Source organism: Bacillus sp. 5B6, assembly GCF_000259405.1.
GTDB classification, from domain to species: domain Bacteria; phylum Bacillota; class Bacilli; order Bacillales; family Bacillaceae; genus Bacillus; species Bacillus velezensis.
This window is the reverse complement of record NZ_AJST01000001.1, coordinates 2,172,875-2,195,519: the sequence shown is the minus strand read 5'-3', so window position 1 is coordinate 2,195,519 and position 22,645 is coordinate 2,172,875. Positions and strand designations below refer to the sequence as shown.

Here is a 22,645-nt window from a genome sequence, read left to right as displayed (position 1 = left end):
TTGAGAAAGAAACAAACAGAATGGAGCAAGCAATGTTTAAAATCGGTTACCGGACACTAAAGACCGCACTTGGAACGGCGCTGGCCATTTATTTAGCCCAGCTGTTGCATCTGCAAAACTTCGCATCCGCAGGAATCATCACCATATTGTGCATCCAGATTACGCAAAAGCGGTCGCTTCAGGCCTCGTGGGCCCGATTTGCCGCCTGTTTATTGGCGATCGTCTTCTCATATGTCTTTTTCGGACTGATCGGCTATTATCCGTTTGCGATCGGAATATTGCTGGTGCTGTTCATTCCGACTACAGTCGTTTTAAAAATAAACGAAGGGATCGTCACCAGCTCAGTAATCATTCTTCATTTATATATGTCCGGCGGCATTACGATGGCGTTTATCTGGAATGAGTTCCAGCTGATTACCGTAGGTATCGGCGTCGCGCTGTTAATGAATCTGTATATGCCGAGCCTCGACAGAAAACTCGCGGCGTACCGGAAAAAAATCGAGGACAACTTTTCCGTCATCTTCGCCGAAATCGAACGGTATTTGTTAACTGGTGAGCAAGATTGGTCGGGGAAGGAAATACCGGAGACGCATCAGATGATTCAAGAGGCGAAAAACCTCGCCTATCGGGACGTGCAGAATCATATTTTGCGCCATGAAAATCTTTACTATCATTATTTTAAGATGAGACAGAAACAATTTGAAATCATTGAACGGCTGCTGCCGAAGATTACCTCTATTTCAATAACGGTGGAGCAGGGCAAAATAATCGCCCATTTCATCCGTGAATTAAGGGAAGCCATTCATCCCGGCAATACCGCTCATAAATTTTTAAAAAGACTTGCAGAAATGAGAACGGAATTTGAAGAAATGCCGCTCCCGGCAACGCGCGAGGAGTTTGAAGCGCGGGCGGCTTTGTTCCACCTCCTCGGTGAGATGGAACAATATCTCGTGATTAAAAGTTATTTCAAAGGCATCAAGCTGTAAAAAACATATGGATCAATCGCATGAGTCCTCCTTTCATTGGTCATTCTAATGAAAAAAGGAGGGGAGCCCATGCGATTTTTTTTATTGTCAGCCGCCCTGCTGATGTCTCCGCTTTGGCCGCTTGGCGTAAACCCTTTGCCGGGTGACCCTTATATTATCGTCAATAAAGCCACAAATGCGCTTGCTGTTGTGAAGGATAACCGAATAGAAGGCATTTATCAGGTGGCGACGGGAAAAACGGATGATTTGACGCCTGAAGGAGAATTTACGGTAACGGTCAAAGCCGTCAACCCGTATTACCGGAAGAAAAATGTAGAGGGAGGCGCGCCGGAAAACCCGCTCGGTGTCCGCTGGATCGGTTTTGACGCGAAAGGAACCGACGGCAGGATATACGGCATTCACGGAACAAACAGAGAAGAGCTGATCGGGGGGTTTGTATCAAACGGCTGCATCCGTATGAAAAACCGGGATGTCATCCGTATTTTCCGGATTATCCCTCCCGGAACGAAAGTATTGATTACAAAAGAAAACCGCTCATTCGAGGACATTGCAATAGAGCGGAAAGCCCTCATAAAAAAGCAGGAAACCCCCTTGCAATGAGGCGCCTGCTTTTTTACCGCAAATACATCATAATGCCTGAGAGGAGGGTTGAAAGTATAAATACGCCCAAAATGACGATGACGGCGCTTTTCATAAATTTTTGAGACATTGTTTCACTCCTTAAGATTACTGTCTATCATTTTAACGTGTTTTGCTTGTATGAACAAGCCATATCCTATGGCGGAAAGCAGGTGGCCGCGCTATGAAAAAACTTGATCATGTCGGCATTGCCGTCAGCTCTATTGAAGCTGCGAGAGGATTTTACGAACGGACGCTCGGGCTTACGTATATGGGAGACGAGCTGGTAAAAGGCCAAAATGTGAGAGTTGCTTTTTTAGAAGCGGGAGGCACAAAGCTTGAGCTGATTGAGCCGCTGTCGGACGCGTCTCCCGTCAGCTCTTTTTTACAGAAAAGAGGCGAAGGGCTGCATCATTTGGCATTTCGCTGCGCCGATATGAAGGAAACGATCAAGGAGCTTGAAGCATGCCGCATGACTTTGATCCATCATGAACCGCAAAACGGAGCGGGCGGGAAGAAGATCGCATTTCTCTCTCCAAAAGAGGCGAACGGGGTCCTGATTGAGCTTTGTGAAACAATTGAAAAAGGAGAAACTCAAGATGAGCATGAGTGATCATATCAGACACTTAAACGAAAGACGTTCCTTTTTAACAAACGGCGGCGGAGCGGAAAAAAATGAAAAACAGCACAAAAAAGGCAAGCTGACGGCAAGAGAAAGAATTGATTATTTATTGGACGAAGACAGTTTTTCAGAGCTGCAGCCGTTTGCCAAAAGCCGCATGCCCGGGTCCCGAAATGCTCCGGGAGACGGAGTCGTTACCGGATACGGCACAATTGAGGGACGGCCCGTGTATTTGTTTGCCCATGACTTTACCGTACTCGGCGGGACGCTCGGCGAGACACATGCGGAAAAAATCGCGGCGGTAATGGATCTGGCGGCGAAAAATAAAACTCCGATTATCGGGCTGAACGACTCAGGTGGTGCGAGAATTCAAGAGGGTGTGGTATCATTAAATGGATACGGTCATATCTTTAGGCGCAACGTCCTTTACTCGGGAGTGATTCCGCAAATTTCTGTCATCCTTGGGCCGTGTGCCGGCGGTGCTGTTTATTCACCCGCATTGACGGATTTTGTGATTATGGCGGAACATACGTCGCACATGTTTATTACAGGCCCGAAAGTCATTGAACAGGTTACGGGTGAACAGATTGACGCGGAAAGTTTAGGCGGTGCGGGAATACATAATGTGATAAGCGGAAATGCCCACTATTCCGCACGAACGGAAAAAGAGGCTCTTTCCGCTGTGAAAACCCTGCTTTCTTATCTCCCGCACGGCGAACAGACGGCATCACCCGTTAAAAAGGAAGACGCCAGACCGTTATTAAACACCCTCGTTCCCGCGGACAGTTCGAAACCTTACGATGTGTTACAGGTAATAAAAGAGCTGGCGGATGACGGAACGTTTTTTGACATTCAGCCGTATTTTTCCAAAAACATTGCTGTCGGTTTTCTGAAACTCGGACGGCGTACAGTCGGTGTTGTCGCAAACCAGCCGAAACACTTGGCGGGGAGCCTCACGATTGATGCCGCTGACAAAGCGTCGAGATTCATCCGTTTTTGCGACGCGTTTCATATTCCGTTATTGACGATCGCTGATGTTCCGGGCTTTCTCCCGGGCCTTCAGCAGGAACATGCGGGAATCATCCGTCACGGAGCAAAATTGCTGTATGCTTTTGCCGAAGCGACGGTGCCGAAAGTGACGCTCATCATCAGAAAAGCCTACGGAGGCGCCTATGTCGCCATGAATTCGAAAGGGCTCGGGGCAGATCTTGTATTCGCCTGGCCCAATGCGGAAATCGCCGTGATGGGAGCGGAAGGCGCGGCATCGATTTTATACAGCAGAGACATACAGGCTTCTGACGACCCGGAGAAAACGAAGCGCGAAAAAAAAGCCATATACGAAAAGGAAAACGCCGGTCCGTATAAAGCGGCGGCCTGCGGAATGGTGGATGATATCATCCGGCCGGAAGACTCGAGGAAAAAATTGATTCTGGCATTTGACATGCTTGCGCATAAGGAAGAGGAAAGACCGAAAAAAAAGCACGGTAATATACCGCTTTAAACGGAGGGAACTGAAAATGGTAAACGAAAAACGTCTGCTTGAAGAATTTCTTGAACTCGTTCAAATTGATTCAGAGACAAAACATGAAGCGGAAATCAGCAAGGTGCTCAAACAAAAATTCACTGATTTAGGATTGAGCGTAAAAGAAGATGATACAAAAGAAGTGACGGGGCATGGCGCCGGCAACTTAATCTGTACGTTAAAGGGCACAAAAGATGCGGATACGATTTATTTCACATCGCACATGGACACGGTTGTCCCGGGCAAAGGCGTTAAGCCGATTGTGGAAGACGGCTATGTAAAAACCGACGGCACGACGATTCTCGGCGCTGATGATAAGACGGGTCTTGCCGCAATGTTTGAAGCCATTAAAGTGCTGAAAGAACAAAACATCGAGCACGGCACCATTGAATTCATTATCACGGCCGGAGAAGAATCGGGATTAGTCGGGGCAAAAGCAATGGATCGTTCAGACATTACCGCGAAATACGGTTTTGCGCTTGATTCAGACGGAAAAGTCGGCAACATTATTGTAGCCGCGCCGACACAAGCGAAAGTGAGAGCAACCATTTTCGGGAAAACGGCTCATGCGGGGGTAGAACCGGAAAAAGGCATCTCCGCGATTACAATCGCGTCAAAAGCTATCTCAAAAATGCCGCTCGGCCGTATTGATAAAGAAACAACGGCTAATATCGGACGTTTCGAAGGCGGCACGCAAACCAATATCGTCTGCGACCAGGTTGATATTCTGGCTGAAGCGCGTTCATTAGTGCCTGAAAAAATGGAAGCGCAAGTACAGAAAATGAAAGAAGCTTTCGAATCTGCGGCAGCTGAGATGGGAGGCCGCGCGGAAGTGGACATCGCGGTCATGTATCCGGGTTTCAAATATCAGGACGGCGATCAGGTTGTGGAAGTCGCGAAAAAAGCGGCGGCAAAAATCGGCCGGCCGAGCGAACTTCAGACAAGCGGCGGCGGAAGTGACGCAAACGTCATTGCCGGCCACGGCATTCCGACAGTCAACCTGTCAGTAGGCTATGAACAAATTCATACGAAAAATGAAAAAATGCCGATTGAAGAGCTCGTCAAAACGGCGGAAATGGTCGTTGCCATTATCGAAACAGCGGCCAACTAAAAACGAAGCACCCAGTTGAATGGGTGCTTTTTTCATTCTTCATGATAATTGGCTTAAAGCTTTGCAGATACAAGAAAAAAACCCTGCCGGATAGGTTCCGGCAGGGTTTCAGTATTATGATTTGGCGGGCTCCGCCTGAGCCGCAGCTTGTTTCTTTTTATGATGCGTCTGCTGTAAAAGTACATTCTGCACTGTCAAAAACAGTCCGCTTGTAAACCAGTAAAGCGGCAGCGCAGCCGGTACGTTAAGTGAAAAAATGGTCATCATGACAGGGAAAATAAAGACCATGATTTTTGCTGACTGCATGGCGGCCGGATTTTGAGCAGCCGGTGAATATTTCTCGTTTAATTTTTGGGAAATATATGCCTGTAAGAAATACATGGCCCCCGCGCACAGTGATACAAGAATATCAGAATGCCCTAAGCTGAACCACAGAAATGAGTGTGAAGCGATTTCCGGCGTTGAGCGGATGGCGTAATAAAAACCGATCAAAATCGGGAATTGCACCAGCATCGGAAGACATCCCATTGCCATCGGATTCAGATTGTGCTCACGGTAAAGCTTCATCATTTCCATTTGCAGTTCTTTTTGTTTTTCCGCATCTTTCGTTTGTTTTATTTTAGCCTGGATGCTGTCGACCTGCGGTTTGATCACAGCCATTTTTTCCTGGAACACCCGCTGTTTCTTAAATTGGTTCACAAACAAAGGCAATACAACAATCCGGACGATAATCGTCACCAGAATAATCGACAGTCCGTACTCACCGTGGAACAGGCCCGCCACACCTTTTAAAAGTGCCGAAAACGGCTCGATCAGGTAATCGTGGAAAAAACCGATATTCCCGAGGCCTCCCGTCTGAGTCTGAGATGTCGCCGCAAAAGCCGAGCGGCCTGTGCCCAGTATGATAAAAAACAATCCGAATACAATCCATTTTTGATATGTTTTAGACAATTATGTCTCCTCCTTTTTATCTTCACTTGCCGTTATAAAAGGAGGAAGCTGACATCTTCATCATCATTCGCCGGTGCATTCATGCGGATGACTTTACGTATCCAAGTTGTAATGCGATGATATATAATAATAAGAAAGTCTGTTCGGTTCAGCTGAACGACTGCTTGATGTTCATCTATTCGTTTCGTTCTCCAATGCTCGCCTGCGCGGCGCTCACGCAAAAGAAAAGCGATGCCGATCGCGGTCAGAGCGGGAAGAATAATTGTGAAAAAATCGACTAAAAATAAAAAGTCATTCATTGACTCAAGAATCATTTTATCACATCCATTCAGCTCTTATTTTACTACATATATATAAGGTTGTCTATGAAAGGAAAGGAGGCGCCGGGAGTGGCCGGAAAAGGGAGAATTATATTTCATATCGATATGAACAGTTTTTATGCCTCCGTAGAAATGGCGTATGATCCGTCTTTAAGAGGAAAACCTATCGCCGTTGCCGGAAACGTGAAGGAACGGAAAGGAATCATCGTCACCTGCAGCTACGAAGCGAGAGCGCGGGGCGTAAAGACCACCATGCCGGTGTGGCGGGCAAAACGCCTCTGTCCGGAACTCATCGTTGTGCCTCCGAATTTTGACCGCTACCGGAGTTCATCAAAAGAAATGTTCAGCATTCTGAGGGAGTATACGGATTTAGTCGAGCCTGTTTCTATTGATGAAGGATACATGGATATTACGGACACACCGCACAGACACAGGGCGTATGAGACAGCCGAAGACATTCAGGCGAGACTGCAAAAAGAGCTTTTGCTTCCGTCAAGCATCGGCATCGCCCCGAATAAATTTCTCGCCAAAATGGCGTCTGACATGAAAAAACCGCTCGGCATCACCATTTTAAGAAAAAGAGAGCTGCCGGACGTCTTATGGCCTCTTCCGATTGAAGAGATGCACGGTATAGGAACGAAAACTGCGGAAAAAATAAAAACGCTCGGCATCAAAACGATCGGTGATTTGGCAAAAGGAGATGAACATGCGCTGAAAACGCTTCTCGGCATAAACGGCCCGAGGCTGAAGGATAAAGCGAACGGCATCCATCCTGCAGAAGTCAATCCCGAGCGGATTTATGAATTTAAAAGCGTCGGCAACTCATCCACCCTGTCGCATGATTCGGCTGACTGGGATGAATTAATGGGCGTGTTTGACCGGCTCGCGCTGTCTGTGAGCGAACGGCTCCAGCGTAAGGAGGTCATGGCCTGCCGGCTGTTCATCATGATTCGGTATGCGGATTGGAAAACAGTCACAAGAAGCATGACCCTCAGCAATCCGGCTGATCAGAAAAAAGACATCATGAAAGCGGCGATGGAACTGTTTGACAAGCACTGGAACCAAAACCCGGTAAGGCTTCTCGGCATCACCGGAACGGAACTGGTTGAAAAACAGCAGGCGTATAAACAGCTTGATCTGTTTTCATTCAAGGAGGACGCAAAGGATGAGCCGATTTTTCAGATGATGAACGAGCTGAATGAAAAGTACGGCCAAAACCTGATCAGAAAAGGCGCCGTTATAAAAAAAGAAGAAAGCAAAACAAGGGGAACGAGCTTTAACAGAGACTTTTTCCAGGATGAAAAGAAAAGGTGAATAACTTGAAAAAAGGGGTTATGTATGATAATTTCTTTAGTATAAATATCATTTTATTTTAATTTAAATTTTAAAATGGTTAAACGTTTGAAGAAGGGACGTTAGAATATGTCAAAACAACAAATCGGAGTTATCGGTCTTGCGGTAATGGGTAAAAATCTGGCTCTTAACATCGAAAGCCGGGGATTTTCTGTGTCTGTATACAACAGATCAAGCAGCAAAACGGAAGAGTTTTTAGAAGAGGCAAAAGGCAAAAATGTTGTCGGTACATACAGCATTGAGGAGTTTGTCCAGTCTCTTGAAACACCCCGTAAAATTTTATTAATGGTTAAAGCGGGAACTGCAACGGATGCGACGATTCAATCTCTTCTTCCTCATCTGGAAAAAGACGATATTTTGATTGACGGCGGAAATACATACTATAAAGATACACAGCGCCGGAACAAAGAGCTTGCCGAAAGCGGCATTCACTTTATCGGAACGGGTGTATCAGGCGGTGAAGAGGGAGCGCTGAAAGGGCCTTCTATTATGCCGGGCGGCCAAAAGGAAGCGCACGAACTCGTGAAACCGATTCTAGAAGCCATTTCTGCTAAAGTGGACGGAGAAGCTTGTACGACATACATCGGCCCGGACGGAGCGGGGCACTATGTGAAAATGGTGCACAACGGTATCGAATACGGTGACATGCAGCTGATCTCTGAGTCATATTTCATTTTGAAACAGGTGCTCGGATTGTCTGCCGAAGAGCTTCACGAAGTATTCGCTGAGTGGAACAAAGGAGAGCTTGACAGCTATCTGATCGAAATCACGGCTGACATTTTCACTAAAAAAGATGAAGAAACGGGCAAACCGCTTGTTGACGTCATCCTTGATAAAGCAGGCCAAAAAGGAACGGGTAAATGGACAAGCCAAAGTGCTCTTGACTTAGGCGTGCCGCTACCGATTATCACTGAATCTGTTTTTGCGCGTTTCATTTCCGCAATGAAAGAAGAGCGTGTGAAAGCAAGCAGCCTTCTGTCCGGGCCAGACGTTAAGCCGGTCACTGAAAATAAAGAAGAGCTGATTGAAGCGGTCAGAAAAGCGCTCTTCATGAGTAAAATCTGTTCTTACGCACAAGGCTTCGCCCAAATGAAAGCCGCGTCTGAAGAATATAACTGGGATCTGAAATACGGTGAAATCGCGATGATCTTCCGCGGCGGCTGTATCATCCGCGCGGCGTTCCTGCAAAAGATCAAAGACGCATATGACCGTGAACCGGAGCTTGACAACCTGCTGTTAGACAGCTACTTCAAAAACATTGCAGAAAGCTACCAAGGCGCCCTTCGCCAAGTGATTTCACTTGCCGTAGCCCAAGGTGTGCCGGTACCTTCGTTCTCAAGCGCACTTGCGTATTACGACAGCTACCGTACGGCAGTGCTTCCTGCAAACTTGATTCAAGCGCAGCGTGATTACTTCGGCGCGCATACGTATGAACGCACAGATAAAGAAGGCATTTTCCATACTGAATGGATGAAGTAATGAAGAAGCCCCCGCAGTTATTGCGGGGGCTTTTCTGATATCAAAAACCGCGGGCCGTCATGAACGGCGCCGCGGTTTTTTGATGTTTTCTTATATATTCCACCAGTGGAGACCGTCTTTTTCAAGAAGATCGTCCGAAGCTTTCGGTCCCATTGACCCGGCTTCATAATTCGGAGAAAGGGTTTTGTCGGCTGCCCACGTTTCGGAAATCGCATCGACGAAATTCCAGGAAAGCGCCACTTCGTCCCAATGGGCAAAGTTTGTCGCATCACCGAGCAGACAGTCATGGATTAATTTTTCATAGGCTTCCGGTGTGTTCATTTCATCACTGCAGTTGCTGCAGTAATCCAGCTTAATCGGCTGAGCATGAGCGGCTCCGCCTAATTTTTTAGCGTTCAGATATAAAGTGATGCCTTCATCCGGCTGAATATGGATGACAAGCAGGTTCGGATTTACATTCGTTTCATTGCCGTAATAAAGGTTCATCGGAATGTCTTTAAATTGAACGACGATTTTCGTTGATTTTTCTTTCATCCGTTTCCCTGTGCGGATATAAAACGGAACGCCGGCCCAGCGGAAGTTATCGATTAACAGCTTTCCGGACACGAATGTTTCCGTATTGGAATCCGGTGCTACATTTTGCTCATCTGTATAGCTCGGTACAGCGTTTCCGTCAATCGTTCCCGCTTGGTATTGTCCGCGGACGAAGTAGTCGCTCACTTCGTTTGGAGCGACAGGGCGGAGAGCCCTCAGCACCTTCACTTTTTCGCTGCGGATTTCTTCCGTGTTCAGTTTAATCGGCGGTTCCATCGCCAAGAGAGCGACCATTTGTAAAATATGATTTTGAACCATATCACGGAGTGCGCCTGATTTCTCGTAATATCTCGCACGATCCTCAACGCCGAGATCCTCACTTGACGTAATCTGGATGTTTGAGATGTAGCGGTTATTCCACAGCGGCTCAAACAGCGCATTCGCAAACCGGATGACTTCGATATTTTGAACCATTTGTTTGCCTAAGTAATGGTCGATCCGATAAATTTGATCTTCCGTGAAAGCTTCGCGTATTTCTTTGTTAAGCTCTTTCGCACTCGGCAGGTCATGGCCGAACGGTTTTTCAATTACGAGACGGGACCAGCCATTTGTCGATGTGACACCTTCGTTTTTAAGTGATTTTGCGATAGTGCCGAAAAACTCAGGAGCCATCGCCAAGTAAAACATTCTGTTGTTCGGGATTTCATATGTATGTTCAAGCTGATCAAGCAGGACATTCAGCTCCTGATAGGAACCCGGATTCGTTACATCAAACGGATGGTAATAAAAATGAGATGTGAAATCGTCTATGTCTTTTTGCCCGGCAGAAGAAACAGACGTTTTAACGGTTTCCCGGAGGTCCTCGTTTGACCAAGGTCTTCTTCCAACACCTACAACTGCAAACTCTTCACCAATTTGACCATTTTTATATAAACGGTGAATGGATGGGTAAAGTTTTCGTTTTGCCAAATCCCCTGTGGCACCAAATATTACAATTACTGCTTTTGGTTTGTCGTTTGTTTTCACTTAGAGTACCTCACTTTATCTGAAGCATGGTTTAAAACCCCGCATATTTCCTTCATTTTAAATCTAAAATTCGTTGAAAGCAAACATTTCAGCCTGTTTTTTGCGGTTTGCGGAAAAAAATTAATCAGGTCGGAGAAGGCCCGGGTGAATTCACATTTTCAGCCTGATCCTGTATCCTTAGTAGTACAAAGATCTAGGAGGAAGCATTGTGGAATTATTATTTTTAGGGACGGGGGCCGGCATGCCGGCAAAGACGAGAAACGTAACGTCCGTCGCGCTGAAGCTTCTTGAAGAAAGGCGTTCCGTATGGCTGTTTGATTGCGGAGAAGCCACTCAGCATCAGATATTACATACAACAATCAAACCGAGGAAAATTGAGAAGATTTTCATCACCCACCTTCACGGCGACCATGTTTACGGTCTTCCGGGTCTGTTGGGGAGCCGTTCATTTCAGGGCGGTGAAGAAGAGCTGACGATTTACGGGCCAAAAGGCATTAAAGCCTTTATCGAAACAAGCCTGAACGTGACGGCGACTCATCTGACGTATCCTCTTACCGTACATGAAATCGAAGAGGGGACGGTTTTTGAAGATGAGCAATTCATTGTTACCGCAGCATCCGTCATTCACGGCGTGGAAGCGTTCGGCTACCGGGTTCAGGAAAAGGATATTCCCGGCGCATTGCAGGCCGGCAGATTAAAAGAAATGAATATCCGGCCCGGACCCGTCTATCAGAAAATCAAAAAAGGCGAAACGGTCACCCTTGACGATGGCAGAATCATTAACGGGCGGGATTTTTTGGAACCCCCGAAAAAGGGGAGAATCGTCGCTTTTTCCGGGGATACGAGGGCATCAGAGCGGGTAACGGAGCTGGCGCGCAATGCGGATGTGCTTGTTCATGAAGCGACGTTTGCCAAGGAAGATGCAAAGCTCGCACATAATTATTATCACGCGACGACAGAACAGGCTGCGCAAACGGCAAAAAAAGCAGGCGCCAAACAGCTGATCTTAACTCATATCAGCGCAAGGTATCAGGGGGAATCACCGATAGAGCGTCTCGAACATGAGGCGAAAGCGGTATTTGAAAACAGTAAGATCGCATTTGACTTCATGGAGGTCACTGTGGAGCGGTCTTAAAAAATGGACGCTTGACATTTTTTTCTGTTGAGATATAATAAAACGTAATAATTACGATTTATATAAGGGTGAAAATGATGCGTGTAAATGTTACATTGGCCTGTACAGAGACAGGGGACAGAAATTATATTACGACGAAGAACAAACGGACGAATCCGGACCGGTTAGAAATGAAAAAGTATTCCCCCCGGTTGAAAAAGTATACGTTGCATCGTGAGACAAAATAGATCACGATAACAAAAGCCATTGTGCCGTTGCACAATGGCTTTTGTTTTATCAGTTTACCGCCTGATAGGCAGGAGCATTCATTTGCTGGCGCACCGCGCACCAAACATCATAAATGGCAAGGTGGACGATATGCGGTTCATCGTGGTGAATGGCATGAGAACTGTTTTTGGCCTGAATCCATCCGCTTTGATAAGAGACATCAAGCATGCTTCTGTGCAGTTTCACCCATTGTTCATGAGCGTGCTTTAAGCGCTCATCCCGCTCTCCCGATGATAAAATCAACAGCGGCATATCGCCGAAATGAATCTGCTGATGCTTGATCTGACGAAGGCTCGTCAAAAATTCCGCGTGTGATCCTTCCAATACGAACTGTTTCAAATAGGCAGCTTTCATTTCTTCGGGAAGAAGCGGAAGCACTTTCGTCTCCTGATCCTCAGAAACCGGATCAAGCATCACCATCCCGAGAATATCCCGGCGGTTCCGGCTCGCCCAAAGTCTGCTGATAATCGCGCCGTATGAATGCGAGACGACAAGATAAGGAGGCTTGACGCCGGCCTTCAGAAGAAGAGTGTTTAATTCCTGTACCATGTGGTCCGCCGTTCTCTTGTTTCGGCTTTGTCCGCTTTTGCCGATTCCGGCTCTGTCATATGTGAAAACCCCAAATTCTTCATCTATGTCAGCGAGTAATGATGTCCATGTTTCAGAAGAAGTGCCGTAGCCGGCTTCAAAGACGATCGTCACTTCGCCGGCGCCTTTACGGTGTTTCGTATAAAACGGACACCCGTCAATCAGATATGTCCTTTCCATCCATGCTGCTTTCATTGGAGTCATCCCCTCTAATTGGTTCTATAGGGAAGACGGAGAAGCTTCGGCAATCGTTTCTCAAAAAATAAAAAAAGAGACAGCCGGATCGAAAAACTCCGGCTGTCATTTCATCACCAAGCTCTGTCGTATTGAACCGGTGACGGTATTTCAGTATTCAGCTGCTTCGCTGCACTCCTTGCAAAGTGCGGATCGCGCAGAAGTTCTCTCGCGACAAAAATAAGGTCAGCGCGGTTGTTTTGCAGAATTTCTTCCGCCATTGTTCCCGTCGTTATCAAACCGACGGCGCCTGTTGCGATTTCGGCCTGTTCACGGATTTTCTCCGCGAAGCTCACTTGGTAGCCTGGGAAGACGTTAATATCAGCTTGAACAAGTGCGCCTGAGCTGCAATCAATGAGGTCGACTCCCTGTTCTTTCATCCACTTCGCAAAACCGATATGATCCGCAATGTCCAGCCCTTTGTCTGTATAATCCGATGCAGAAATACGGACAAATAACGGGCCGTCCCAGACTTCCTTGACGGCTTCAATGGTCTCGCCTAAGAAGCGGTAGCGATTTTCATGTGAGCCTCCGTATTCGTCTGTACGGTGATTGGACAGAGGGGACAAAAATTCGTGCATTAAGTAGCCGTGTGCCGCATGAAGTTCAATAATGTCAAAGCCGGCTTCTTTCGCGCGCGCCGCTGCCTGTTTGAATTCCTGAATGGTTTCTTTAATTTGTTCTGTCGTCATTTCAGCCGGTGTTTTGGACTGCTCGTCGAACGGAATAGCTGACGGAGCGTAAATGTCTCCCTCAAGCTCAGCTTTACGTCCGGCGTGCGCAAGCTGAATGCCGATTTTAGATCCTTGTGCTTTCACTTGTTCCGTCAGTTTGGCAAAACCTTCGATATGATCATCGCTCCAAATGCCTAAATCCTGATCGGAAATGCGCCCCTGCGGATTAACGGCTGTCGCTTCAACGATAATCAGGCCGACCTGGCCGATTGCACGCGATATATAGTGCGCCATATGAAAAGGCTGCAGTTTTCCGTCCTTCTCATGTGAGGAATACATGCACATCGGTGCCATAACAATACGGTTTTTGATCGTTACATCTTTAACGGTCCATGGTGTGAATAATTTTCTGGCCATTTATTTCGCCTCCCGGAATGTTTTAGACATTGATTATAACAATTCATGATCATTCAGTCATATAAACTGCTCACGACTGAGCGCATTGTTATTATTGTTCTGGAAGGGCATTTTTTTATACACATCGGTGCCGTATCTTCATAACAGGCATTTACAGCCGATCATATAGCAAATATAGATGAGAAACGCACCGATGACTGCGTGGCCACCTTTGAACCAGTTTGTCAGGATGAAAATACTGCTGATGAAGATCACTGCACCGAAGGCACCGAATATTCCGTTTTTTTGAGCGGCTCTGAAATCGTCGGGGCTCATATTTTTCAGCTGCAAGTAAATATTCAGTAGCGTCATGATTGGCAGCAATGTGATAACGCCTGATAAAAATAAGTATTTCGATTTGCTTAAATACGCGGCGGTCACCATAACGGTGCCGCCGATAAAAAACTGAATGAGAAAACTCATGCTGAAACGCTCACCTTCTGTTTGTTATCAAGTATAATGATGGAGACATTGCCATTTTATTTTTGATTGATGTATAAGTAAACTAAATATAACTAATGCATTGGATAATAAAGAATGATATCTGGGAGATGAAGCCGGTTGGATTTAAAGAAGCATTTAGCCTTTATTAAAACGGTTGAAAGCGGCAGTCTGACCCAAGCCGCTGCCATATTGAATTATACACAGCCGAACATCAGCCAAATGATCAGTAAATTAGAGGAAGAGTACGGTTTTCCGCTTTTGATCAGACAGCGGCATGGAGTGAGGCCCACCGCAAATGGCTTGAAAGTGTTACATATTATGAAGGAAATTCAAAAAAACTATGAAAAACTGTCTGAAACCGTTGATAATATTAATGGGTTAGAAAGAGGGGAAGTCCGGCTCGGAACTGTTACGAGCGTGGCGGTAAAATGGCTGCCGAAAATTTTGAGGGAATTTCATGAGCTGTATCCTTCCATTAAGGTGCATTTGTTTGAAGGAAATTCTACTGAACTGGAAGAATGGCTGAAAGATGACCGGATTGATGCGGCGATCGGGACATCCCACAGCGAGAAGTGGCATTTTTACCCGTTGGCCGAGGATCCGATTGTAGCGGTGATGAGCCCGCAGCATGAATTGGCGCAATGTGAAACGGTTCCGTTACATGTCATGGAGTCCGTCAAATGTATCGTGCCTTATCCGGAGACACATTTTGATGTGCTGAAAGTGCTGAAGGAAGAAAAGATTACGCCGCGGGTCGCTTATCAAATCAGAGGGGATGAAGCGATTATTGCAATGGTGCGGAACAATCTGGGGATCAGCATCTTGCCGCAGCTTTTGGTGAATGATTGTGATGTGCTCATCAAACAGTTCGACCGGTATGTCTCCAGGCAGCTCGGCATTTTGACAGCTCATGCAAAGGAGACGCAGACGCCTTCTGTCCAGAAACTGATTCAATGCATACAAGAATGGGTTGCGGTCCATCAGGCTTCTGTCTGAAGAAGCCTGATATGCGTTTAAGGCGGTTCAGGATAATAGACCAGCATAAAATATGTCACCGATTCATCCGAGGAATTAAAATAACTGTGCGGCATCGCCCGAAGTCAGCACATGTTTTTCGTCATGAAGCTCAACCGTCAATTCACAGCTCTTGATTAAAATGTATTCTTTCCCTAAATGTGATTTTGCCTCATGGGCGCAGCACGGCTTCAGGTCAACTATGCCTTGAAAACAAAAATTTGACCGTGACGGTGGTGAGCGGGGTTATTTTGGTGTCGGGCTTTCGTCTGTTTATATAAAAAGGGCATCAACGGCACATGCTGTTGATGCTTTTTTTGAAATGCTAGGGTTTGGAGAGCACTTCAATTCCGACGTTGACCATTTTGTCCAGTCCCATAAAAGACAGGCAGATTTTGGCGCGTCTTTTTCTTTTATCGATCTTTTTAATAATGCCTTCCATTCCTTTAAGAGGCCCTGAGGCAACGGTTACTTTTGAATTTTCAATATAGACTTTTGAATAATCTACAATGTCTCCTTCTCCGATCAGCCTGATAATAGGGAGGATTTCTTCATCCTTAATTGTCGTGAAATAGGTTTTACGCTCTTTGGAATAATATGCGCCGTTATTCACGATTCTGCATGAAATGGGGAGTTCTTTGATTTTATGAAATGTCCGCTCTGTCATCTTCGTTTTAAACAGAACATATCCCGGAAACATCTTTTTGAGTGCCTCGTATTTGATTCCGGCTTTTCGTTCTGTGACTTTTTTCTTGGGTATGATTGAGTAGAGAGCCTGCTCATCAAACTGCAGACGCAGAAATTTTTGCACTGCTTCTTCTTTTCCCGACTCTACAAAAAGTGCGTACCATTTCATGACTGGATCCTCCTTAGAATAATAAGAAATTATTATACAAAGAAAGTATTTAATGGATAGTATTTAAAGTGATTAAAAATTTTTCTAATTCGTCTTTTTTTTACATAATATATGAAAATGAAAAATAAGTATAGACCCAATTGACAGAGAAGCGATGAAATTTTCTTTGACATGAAAAGGGTTCAGGGAATTATCTGACATTTATCCCGAAACAATTATGCCGACTGTCCACCGAATATAAAACTGTGGAATAAATGTCAGAAAATAACGAAATAAAGCCTTGACATTATTATCTATAAATTGATATTATTCTCTTTAAATAGCAACTATTTGTTAAATTTATTAAATTGATGTAAAGCACCTATTAAAATTCAATCGCTGTTTCGGCACGTTGAAGAGGAAATAGGGATTATAAAAATGATTGTAGTGTATATATCTACATATACATGATAAGGGAGAAGTGTGCCGTCATGGCTGTTTTCGGGCATATTGGCACTGCAGCTTGTCATGAGAAACATTCAGTAAACAAGTAATATGTTTTAATATAAATTATGTTAGAAAAGGAAAACACAATGCGTTTGCGATTTTTAAACCTGTGCTGAATCGCAAACGCGTTTGTGTTTTTATTTTTATGCCGGTGTTTACACCAGTCAATATATGAAATAAGAGACGTTTTTGTATGGAGAACCACATGTGATGTACAAAATTGGCGATGCGGAAAGGATGAGGATAAGATGCTTACGTTTGTGTTCCCGGGGCAGGGTTCTCAATTTAAAGGAATGGGAGCCGGACTGTTTGATGAATTTCAAGATCTGACACGTCAGGCTGATGACATATTAGGCTACTCTATAGAAGAATTGTGTCTGGAGGATCCGAATCACCAGCTGGGGAAAACGCAATTTACCCAGCCGGCGTTATATACGGTGAGTGCACTCAGTTATTTAAAGAAAATGAAAGAGTCCGGCAGAGAGCCTGATTACGCCGCAGGGCACAGTTTAGGAGAATATAATGCGTTATTTGCGGCCGGCTGCTTTGATTTTGAGACCGGTTTGCAGCTTGTGAAAAAAAGAGGGGAGCTCATGAGCAAGGCAGCTCCCGGAGGCATGGCGGCGGTTTTGGGGTTTACGGCTGAACAAGTAAAAGAGGTTCTATCCGATTATCATCTGACCGGCATTGATATCGCTAACCACAATTCACCTTCGCAAATTGTGATCGCCGGAACGAAACAAGACATTGAAAAAGCGGGCCCCGTCTTTGAAAAAGCCGGCGTGAGAATGTACCTTCCTTTAAATGTGAGCGGCGCCTTCCATTCCCGCTATATGAAAGATGCTGAAAAAGAGTTTGCAGATTACTTAGAAGAAACGGCGTTTTTGCCTCTTCGTTTTCCGGTGATCTCAAATCTTCATGCCGCACCTTATAAGAATGATGAAATCAAAACTAATCTGACTTTGCAAATGACCAATCAGGTAAAGTGGACGGACACGATACGCCGTCTGATGGGACTTGAAAATAATGAAATTGCAGAAGTCGGGCCCGGGGAAGTGCTGACAAAACTGACGCGTCAGATTAAAAAAGATGCCGGCCCATTACCTATGCCGAAAGAAGAGTCTGATACTGCTGATGTCAAAGCATCGGCAGCTGATCCGCAAAAAACGGCGGGAATGAGATTAGGGAACGAAGATTTTAAAAAAGATTATAACATCCAATATGCTTACATGACGGGCTCCATGTACAGGGGAATTGCTTCGGAACAGATGGTCATTAAAGCGGCAAAAGCGGGAATGCTGGGCTTTTTCGGAACGGGCGGATTGAGTATCGAACGGATCGGACAGGCCATCGGAACCATCCGGTCTGCACTGCGGCAAGGGGAAACATTCGGAATGAATCTTCTTCATCATATGATGTCACCTGACAAGGAAGTCAGAATGATAGATTTATATTTAAAAAACGGCATTCATCTTATTGAAGCATCGGCATTTATGGGCATAACCCCCGCTCTCGTTATATACAGGGCAAAGGGATTAAGCAGGAATCATGACGGATCGGTGTCAGTTCAAAACAGAATCATCGCGAAAGTATCCCGGCCTGAAGTCGCTGAGGCCTTTCTGAATCCGGCTCCGGCTCATGTGCTGGAAAGACTTGTGTCTGATAATCGGCTGACAGTCGGGGAAGCGGCGCTTGCAAAAGAAATTCCGATGGCTGATGACATTTGCGTTGAAGCGGATTCAGGAGGGCATACCGACCAAGGGATTCCGTATACATTAATGCCTGCCATGATCAGACTCAGAGACCGCATGATGGAGAAGCACGGTTATGCGAAAAAAGTAAGAATCGGCGCAGCCGGGGGCATTGGCACTCCGGAAGCGGCTGCTGCCGCGTTTCTGCTCGGCGCCGAATTTATCGGAACCGGTTCTATTAATCAATGCACGGTCGAAGCCGGGACAAGTGATTCAGTGAAAGATCTGCTTCAGGAAGCGAACGTGCAGGATACGTCATACGCTCCCGCGGGAGATATGTTTGAAGCGGGAGCAAGGGTGCAGGTGCTGAAAAAAGGCCTGTTTTTCCCGGCAAGAGCCAATAAACTCTTTGACTTGTACAGACAATACAATTCTTTAGATGAAATAGATGAAAAAACGAAAACATTAATTGAAGATAAGTATTTCCAGCGCGGTTTTGAAGAGGTGTATGAGCAGTTGAAACGTGATAAATCTCCTGAGCAGATCGCCAAAGCCGAACAGAATCCGAAACACAAAATGGCGATGGTATTTAAATGGTATTTTTCTCATACGACAAGGCTCGCTCTGGAAGGGAAAAGCGAAAGTAAAATAGATTACCAAATTCATTGCGGCCCTGCGCTCGGCGCATTTAATCAATGGGTGAAAGGAACCCCGCTTGAAAATTGGAGAAACAGGCATGTCGATCTGATCGGCAAACAGCTCATGGAAGAAACAGCCGGCCTTCTTGCGCAAAGGCTGGTATCGATTACAGGCTGAGTATGACCAGCCATTACATTTTTTCTACGGAGGACAGACCATGCTGATTGAAAATCATGAATTAACGATGAGCCATGTCGGGTTAGGGAATTTGAATGAGTACGCGCTGCTGCTGTTATTCGGCAACGCACACAGTCACCATTTAACGGACGGAACGGGATTCCGGCCTGATCAGATGGCCGATCACCAAGGGCTGATTTTGTATCCGGCTTATTTTATGACACATCTTAAAGTTCCTTCAGATCAGCCTCTTGATCAGTACCGATTATGGGACGAGGTTTCCGTCGGAGTCGATATCTCCCGGTTTGGAGAAACCATATTAGAATCTGATTATTTGTTCGGGCCGAAAGGAGCGATCAGCTCTGATAAAGGCGAGTGGGACCTGGGACGTTTTCCTTCTATGAAAGCCAATAGTTTAATTGTCGTCGACGTCACACAAACAGAAGGTTCGACCCGCAAAGTCTCAGCGCCTAAGGCTGAATGCATTGCGGAACTTTCTAAGCTAGCCAAGCCGCCTTACGCGCTGATGCGGTCAAAGAAAATCAGAACGGACGCCTTCGGTATGAAGCCGGGCAATCTCAAAACAGCAGACCCCGTTTTATATCGGGTTCCTGTTGATCAGGATGCTGCGCCCGGGCATGCCATGGTGTTTGCGAAATTCAGCAAGATAATGGATGCGGCGGAATTTGAATGGATGACGCGCCGGTCGAAGCCGGGTTTTCCGGTTTCAATCGCGCGGCATTTATTTTTGCTCGAAAGAGAGACGTATTATTACGGAAATTGTTTTGCAGATGAAGAGCTTGATATTTATATGACGGGACACATTGAAGAATGCGATCCCGACTTTCACGGTGAGTCCCTTGGTATGATCTCAGTGGCGAAAATCAGCTATCAGATTGAAGTCTATATGAAAAGAAATCATACATTGCTGGCCATTTCCAAGGTGGATAAGCTGCTGGCGGTGCCGACCTCTTCACAAGATCATATTCCGGATTATAAACGGGTCATCAGAAGTTTATAAAATGAAGAATGGAGCTGAAAGCAAATGGAACAAACCAAGGAAATGAAGCAGATCATCGCTCAAATCATTCAGGACATTCAAGAACAGCAGTCATATCGGGCCGTCGAAGCGGGAGATGATGTGAGAGTCATAGAGGATCTGGGCTTCTCATCACTGGATATCGCTCAATTAGTCGCACAGATGGAGATGGAAACCGGAGTAGATCCTTTTTCCCAAGGAGAAACGATTTCCAGCATTACAACCGTCGGCAGCATTTGTGATATTTATCAAAAATATATGGACAGTGCACAATCATGAAAACAGAAAGCAGGGGAGATATCAGCTGGGTGACTGATAAGCTTAGGGAAACGCAAGACAGTGAGTTTCTCATTTTTAAAGGGCAGACTTTTACGTATGATGATTTGCTGGCACGAATCAGCTTTTTTCAGAAAGAACTTGAACAAAACGGAATACGTGAAGGAGAATGTGTGGCGCTTATCGGGGATTATTCCCCGAACGCCATTTTTTTGCTGATGGCGCTTTTGTTAAACCGAAATATCGTTGTCCCTCTCAGCAATGAATCAAGGGAAAAGCATCTCGATATGTTTGAAGACGCGAAAGTGAATCAAATCATTGAAATAAATGAAAATGACAGCTGGACGCTTCGTGAAGGTTCTAAAAGCGCCTCTCACCCTCTGCTTGATGACCTGCGCGAGAGAGGGGAATCAGGCATTATTATTTTCACATCGGGAACCTCCGGCAAAAGCAAAGCATCCGTGTTAAGCGCCGGCCGGCTGCTTGAAAAATATAAAACGGCGAAGAGAAAACCGCTGCGTACGCTCATTTTTCTGAAATTAGATCATATCGGCGGCATTAATACGCTGTTTGCGATTCTGTTTAACGGGGGAACGATCGTCACATCAGACAGCAGAACGCCGGAGTCCGTTTATCAGGCGGTCGACAAACATGCTGTCCAAGTGCTCCCCGCCACCCCGACCTTTTTAAACATGCTGCTGATGTCCAAGGCGGATGCCGGCTATAACCTCTCTTCACTCCGGCTGATCACTTACGGCACAGAGCCGATGCCCCAATCAACGCTGCGCGGCATCCACCGGATGTTTCCGGATGTACGGCTGAAACAAACATACGGATTAACTGAACTGGGGATTTTCTCAACGAAATCAAAAGACAGCCAATCCACTTGGATGAAAGTGGGCGGCGCCGGAACTGAGACCAAAATTACCGGCGGCACGCTGTGGGTTCGTTCTGACTCGGCGATGCTCGGCTATTTAAACGCACCGTCACCCTTCGATGAAGACGGCTGGTATGACACCGGTGACCAGGTGGAAACAGACGGCGAATATATAAGAATTCTCGGAAGAAAGAGTGAAATCATTAATGTGGGCGGAGAGAAAGTGTTTCCGGCAGAGGTGGAAAGCGTCTTTCTGGAGATACCGAATGTCCGGGATGTTCTTATAACGGGCAGAAAAAATCCGATTACGGGCGAGATTGTTGCGGCAGTGGCCGTGCTTGAAAAAGAGGAAGATATCAAATCTTTCAGAAAGCGGGCCGTAGCTCATTGCAAACAGAAGCTGCAGCCATATCAGATACCGCAGATCATCTCTGTTACAGATCGGAAACTGTCTAATGATCGATTTAAAAAAATAAGAAACGTGTAAAACAGGAGGCAAATATGAATAACGGAAAAGTAGCGGTCGTCAGCGGAGGAAGCCGGGGGCTGGGAAAAGCGATTGTACAGACGCTTTTGGATGAGGATTACAAAGTAGCTGCTTTCAGCCGCAGTGAATCTGATTTTATTAACACATTGAGAGAGAGTGAAAAGTACCGCGGCCGCTTTTATTGGGAAGCGGCGGATGCGGCGGATGATGCCGCCATGAAACAGTTTGTTCTTCAAGTATACCGCAAGTTTTCCAGAATAGACGGCTTGGTCAATAACGCCGGTTTGAACCTTGATCAGCTGCTGCCCCTGACCAATGATGAAGACATTGACCGCATACTCAATCTGAATATCGGTTCAGTCATCAAGCTGACCCGAAACGTTTCCCGTGTCATGCTGAAACAAAATTCCGGATCAATCGTTAACATAAGCTCCATTATCGGCTCAAGAGGATTTAAAGGCACTTCAGTCTACAGCGCATCCAAAGCGGCTCTTGACGGCTTGACGCGAAGCCTGGCCAGGGAGCTCGGGTCGAAAGGAATCCGTGTCAATTCACTTGCGCCCGGTTTTGTGGACACCGATATGACGAAAAATATGCCGGAAAAACAAAAATCGCAGATTATCAGAAGGACGCCGATGGGACGTTTAGGCGAAACAGACGATATGACCGGACTCGTTCGTTTCCTGCTTTCTCCTGAATCGTCCTTTATGACCGGACAGACAATGGCCATAGACGGCGGATTAACTTGTTAAAGCACAGAAAAATTCTTTTGTACAAGGGATG

The 22,645-nt window shown here is 46.0% G+C and carries 23 protein-coding genes; 15 read left to right on the top strand and 8 right to left on the bottom strand.

The genetic code is table 11. The features are described 5' to 3' along the window. Nucleotides 1-32 precede the first annotated feature (32 nt). Together MY7_RS10075 and MY7_RS10070 are read left to right on the top strand one after the other, a co-directional pair. Nucleotides 33-986, top strand: coding sequence for an aromatic acid exporter family protein (locus MY7_RS10075; protein WP_029326084.1), 954 nt, complete (start codon nucleotides 33-35; stop codon nucleotides 984-986). A 69-nt stretch (nucleotides 987-1,055) separates the two neighbouring features. Further along, on the top strand, nucleotides 1,056-1,586 hold the full coding sequence (locus tag MY7_RS10070; protein ID WP_029326085.1) for a L,D-transpeptidase: 531 nt from the start codon (nucleotides 1,056-1,058) through the stop codon (nucleotides 1,584-1,586). Nucleotides 1,587-1,599: 13 nt separating this feature from the next. Here MY7_RS10070 and prli42 read toward each other — a convergent pair whose 3' ends face one another. Continuing rightward, entirely contained in the window at nucleotides 1,600-1,695 is a 96-nt protein-coding gene (gene prli42 / locus MY7_RS19590) for a stressosome-associated protein Prli42 (RefSeq protein ID WP_007408390.1), read from the bottom strand. 93 nt (nucleotides 1,696-1,788) lie between these two features. Between prli42 and mce the strand changes: the two genes are divergently transcribed. Genes mce through MY7_RS10055 form a run of 3 tightly spaced genes read left to right on the top strand, consistent with a single transcriptional unit; the run spans nucleotide 1,789 to nucleotide 4,859 of the window. Continuing rightward, nucleotides 1,789-2,217: a methylmalonyl-CoA epimerase gene (mce, locus tag MY7_RS10065; RefSeq protein WP_007612439.1), complete on the top strand. Its 429-nt coding sequence runs from the start codon at nucleotides 1,789-1,791 to the stop codon at nucleotides 2,215-2,217. After that, a complete protein-coding gene (locus MY7_RS10060; RefSeq protein WP_007612438.1) occupies nucleotides 2,204-3,727 on the top strand; it encodes an acyl-CoA carboxylase subunit beta in 1,524 nt (507 codons plus the stop codon). Before mce ends, MY7_RS10060 begins: the two co-directional genes overlap by 14 nt. A 16-nt stretch (nucleotides 3,728-3,743) precedes the next feature. Continuing rightward, a complete protein-coding gene (locus MY7_RS10055) occupies nucleotides 3,744-4,859 on the top strand; it encodes a M20/M25/M40 family metallo-hydrolase (RefSeq protein WP_007612437.1) in 1,116 nt (371 codons plus the stop codon). A gap of 114 nt (nucleotides 4,860-4,973) precedes the next feature. Here the strand turns inward: MY7_RS10055 and MY7_RS10050 are convergent, their stop codons facing one another. After that, nucleotides 4,974-5,810, bottom strand: a complete 837-nt coding sequence (locus MY7_RS10050) for a membrane protein insertase YidC (protein WP_007612436.1) — start codon at nucleotides 5,808-5,810, stop codon at nucleotides 4,974-4,976. Nucleotides 5,811-5,842: 32 nt separating this feature from the next. Beyond that, the gene (locus MY7_RS10045; protein ID WP_007612435.1) at nucleotides 5,843-6,124 is read right to left on the bottom strand and encodes a hypothetical protein; all 282 of its coding nucleotides are present in this window, start codon (nucleotides 6,122-6,124) and stop codon (nucleotides 5,843-5,845) included. A 75-nt stretch (nucleotides 6,125-6,199) separates the two neighbouring features. Here MY7_RS10045 and MY7_RS10040 point away from each other — a divergent pair, with 75 nt between their 5' ends. Both MY7_RS10040 and gndA read left to right on the top strand, forming a co-directional pair. After that, entirely contained in the window at nucleotides 6,200-7,444 is a 1,245-nt protein-coding gene (locus MY7_RS10040; protein ID WP_029326090.1) for a DNA polymerase IV, read from the top strand. 108 nt (nucleotides 7,445-7,552) lie between these two features. Then, a complete protein-coding gene (gene gndA / locus MY7_RS10035; protein WP_007408395.1) occupies nucleotides 7,553-8,962 on the top strand; it encodes an NADP-dependent phosphogluconate dehydrogenase in 1,410 nt (469 codons plus the stop codon). A 90-nt stretch (nucleotides 8,963-9,052) separates the two neighbouring features. On the opposite strand, the gene zwf is transcribed toward gndA, so the two are convergent. Continuing rightward, nucleotides 9,053-10,522, bottom strand: coding sequence for a glucose-6-phosphate dehydrogenase (gene zwf, locus MY7_RS10030; protein ID WP_007612433.1), 1,470 nt, complete (start codon nucleotides 10,520-10,522; stop codon nucleotides 9,053-9,055). Between the two features lie 208 nt (nucleotides 10,523-10,730). On the opposite strand from zwf, the gene rnz reads away from it, so the two are divergent. Together rnz and rpmG are read left to right on the top strand one after the other, a co-directional pair. Next, nucleotides 10,731-11,657 carry a ribonuclease Z gene (rnz, locus tag MY7_RS10025; protein ID WP_007612432.1) on the top strand — a complete coding sequence of 309 codons (927 nt, stop codon included), beginning with the start codon at nucleotides 10,731-10,733 and terminating at the stop codon, nucleotides 11,655-11,657. A gap of 77 nt (nucleotides 11,658-11,734) precedes the next feature. Then, the gene (rpmG, locus tag MY7_RS10020) at nucleotides 11,735-11,884 is read left to right on the top strand and encodes a 50S ribosomal protein L33 (RefSeq protein ID WP_003153246.1); all 150 of its coding nucleotides are present in this window, start codon (nucleotides 11,735-11,737) and stop codon (nucleotides 11,882-11,884) included. A gap of 49 nt (nucleotides 11,885-11,933) precedes the next feature. On the opposite strand, the gene MY7_RS10015 is transcribed toward rpmG, so the two are convergent. The 3 genes from MY7_RS10015 to MY7_RS10005 all read right to left on the bottom strand — a co-directional run bounded on the left by MY7_RS10015 (nucleotide 11,934) and on the right by MY7_RS10005 (nucleotide 14,299). Next, nucleotides 11,934-12,707, bottom strand: a complete 774-nt coding sequence (locus MY7_RS10015) for an alpha/beta fold hydrolase (protein ID WP_007612431.1) — start codon at nucleotides 12,705-12,707, stop codon at nucleotides 11,934-11,936. 113 nt (nucleotides 12,708-12,820) lie between these two features. Next, nucleotides 12,821-13,837 carry an NADPH dehydrogenase NamA gene (gene namA, locus MY7_RS10010; protein WP_003153250.1) on the bottom strand — a complete coding sequence of 339 codons (1,017 nt, stop codon included), beginning with the start codon at nucleotides 13,835-13,837 and terminating at the stop codon, nucleotides 12,821-12,823. A gap of 138 nt (nucleotides 13,838-13,975) precedes the next feature. Further along, the gene (locus tag MY7_RS10005) at nucleotides 13,976-14,299 is read right to left on the bottom strand and encodes a GlpM family protein (protein WP_007612430.1); all 324 of its coding nucleotides are present in this window, start codon (nucleotides 14,297-14,299) and stop codon (nucleotides 13,976-13,978) included. Nucleotides 14,300-14,437: 138 nt separating this feature from the next. On the opposite strand from MY7_RS10005, the gene MY7_RS10000 reads away from it, so the two are divergent. Further along, entirely contained in the window at nucleotides 14,438-15,316 is an 879-nt protein-coding gene (locus MY7_RS10000) for a LysR family transcriptional regulator (protein WP_007612429.1), read from the top strand. A 343-nt stretch (nucleotides 15,317-15,659) separates the two neighbouring features. On the opposite strand, the gene loaP is transcribed toward MY7_RS10000, so the two are convergent. Continuing rightward, nucleotides 15,660-16,190, bottom strand: a complete 531-nt coding sequence (gene loaP, locus MY7_RS09995) for an antiterminator LoaP (protein WP_007612427.1) — start codon at nucleotides 16,188-16,190, stop codon at nucleotides 15,660-15,662. Nucleotides 16,191-16,924: 734 nt separating this feature from the next. On the opposite strand from loaP, the gene fabD reads away from it, so the two are divergent. Genes fabD through MY7_RS09970 form a run of 5 tightly spaced genes read left to right on the top strand, consistent with a single transcriptional unit; the run spans nucleotide 16,925 to nucleotide 22,614 of the window. Then, the gene (gene fabD, locus MY7_RS09990) at nucleotides 16,925-19,183 is read left to right on the top strand and encodes an ACP S-malonyltransferase (RefSeq protein ID WP_007612423.1); all 2,259 of its coding nucleotides are present in this window, start codon (nucleotides 16,925-16,927) and stop codon (nucleotides 19,181-19,183) included. A 40-nt stretch (nucleotides 19,184-19,223) separates the two neighbouring features. Continuing rightward, entirely contained in the window at nucleotides 19,224-20,204 is a 981-nt protein-coding gene (locus tag MY7_RS09985) for an LnmK family bifunctional acyltransferase/decarboxylase (protein ID WP_007612421.1), read from the top strand. A 24-nt stretch (nucleotides 20,205-20,228) separates the two neighbouring features. Further along, on the top strand, nucleotides 20,229-20,501 hold the full coding sequence (locus tag MY7_RS09980; RefSeq protein WP_003153264.1) for an acyl carrier protein: 273 nt from the start codon (nucleotides 20,229-20,231) through the stop codon (nucleotides 20,499-20,501). Continuing rightward, a complete protein-coding gene (locus MY7_RS09975) occupies nucleotides 20,498-21,862 on the top strand; it encodes a long-chain fatty acid--CoA ligase (RefSeq protein WP_007612419.1) in 1,365 nt (454 codons plus the stop codon). The genes MY7_RS09980 and MY7_RS09975 overlap by 4 nt, the downstream gene beginning before the upstream one ends. A 14-nt stretch (nucleotides 21,863-21,876) precedes the next feature. Further along, nucleotides 21,877-22,614, top strand: coding sequence for an SDR family oxidoreductase (locus MY7_RS09970; RefSeq protein ID WP_007408405.1), 738 nt, complete (start codon nucleotides 21,877-21,879; stop codon nucleotides 22,612-22,614). The last annotated feature ends 31 nt before the right edge of the window (nucleotides 22,615-22,645 follow it).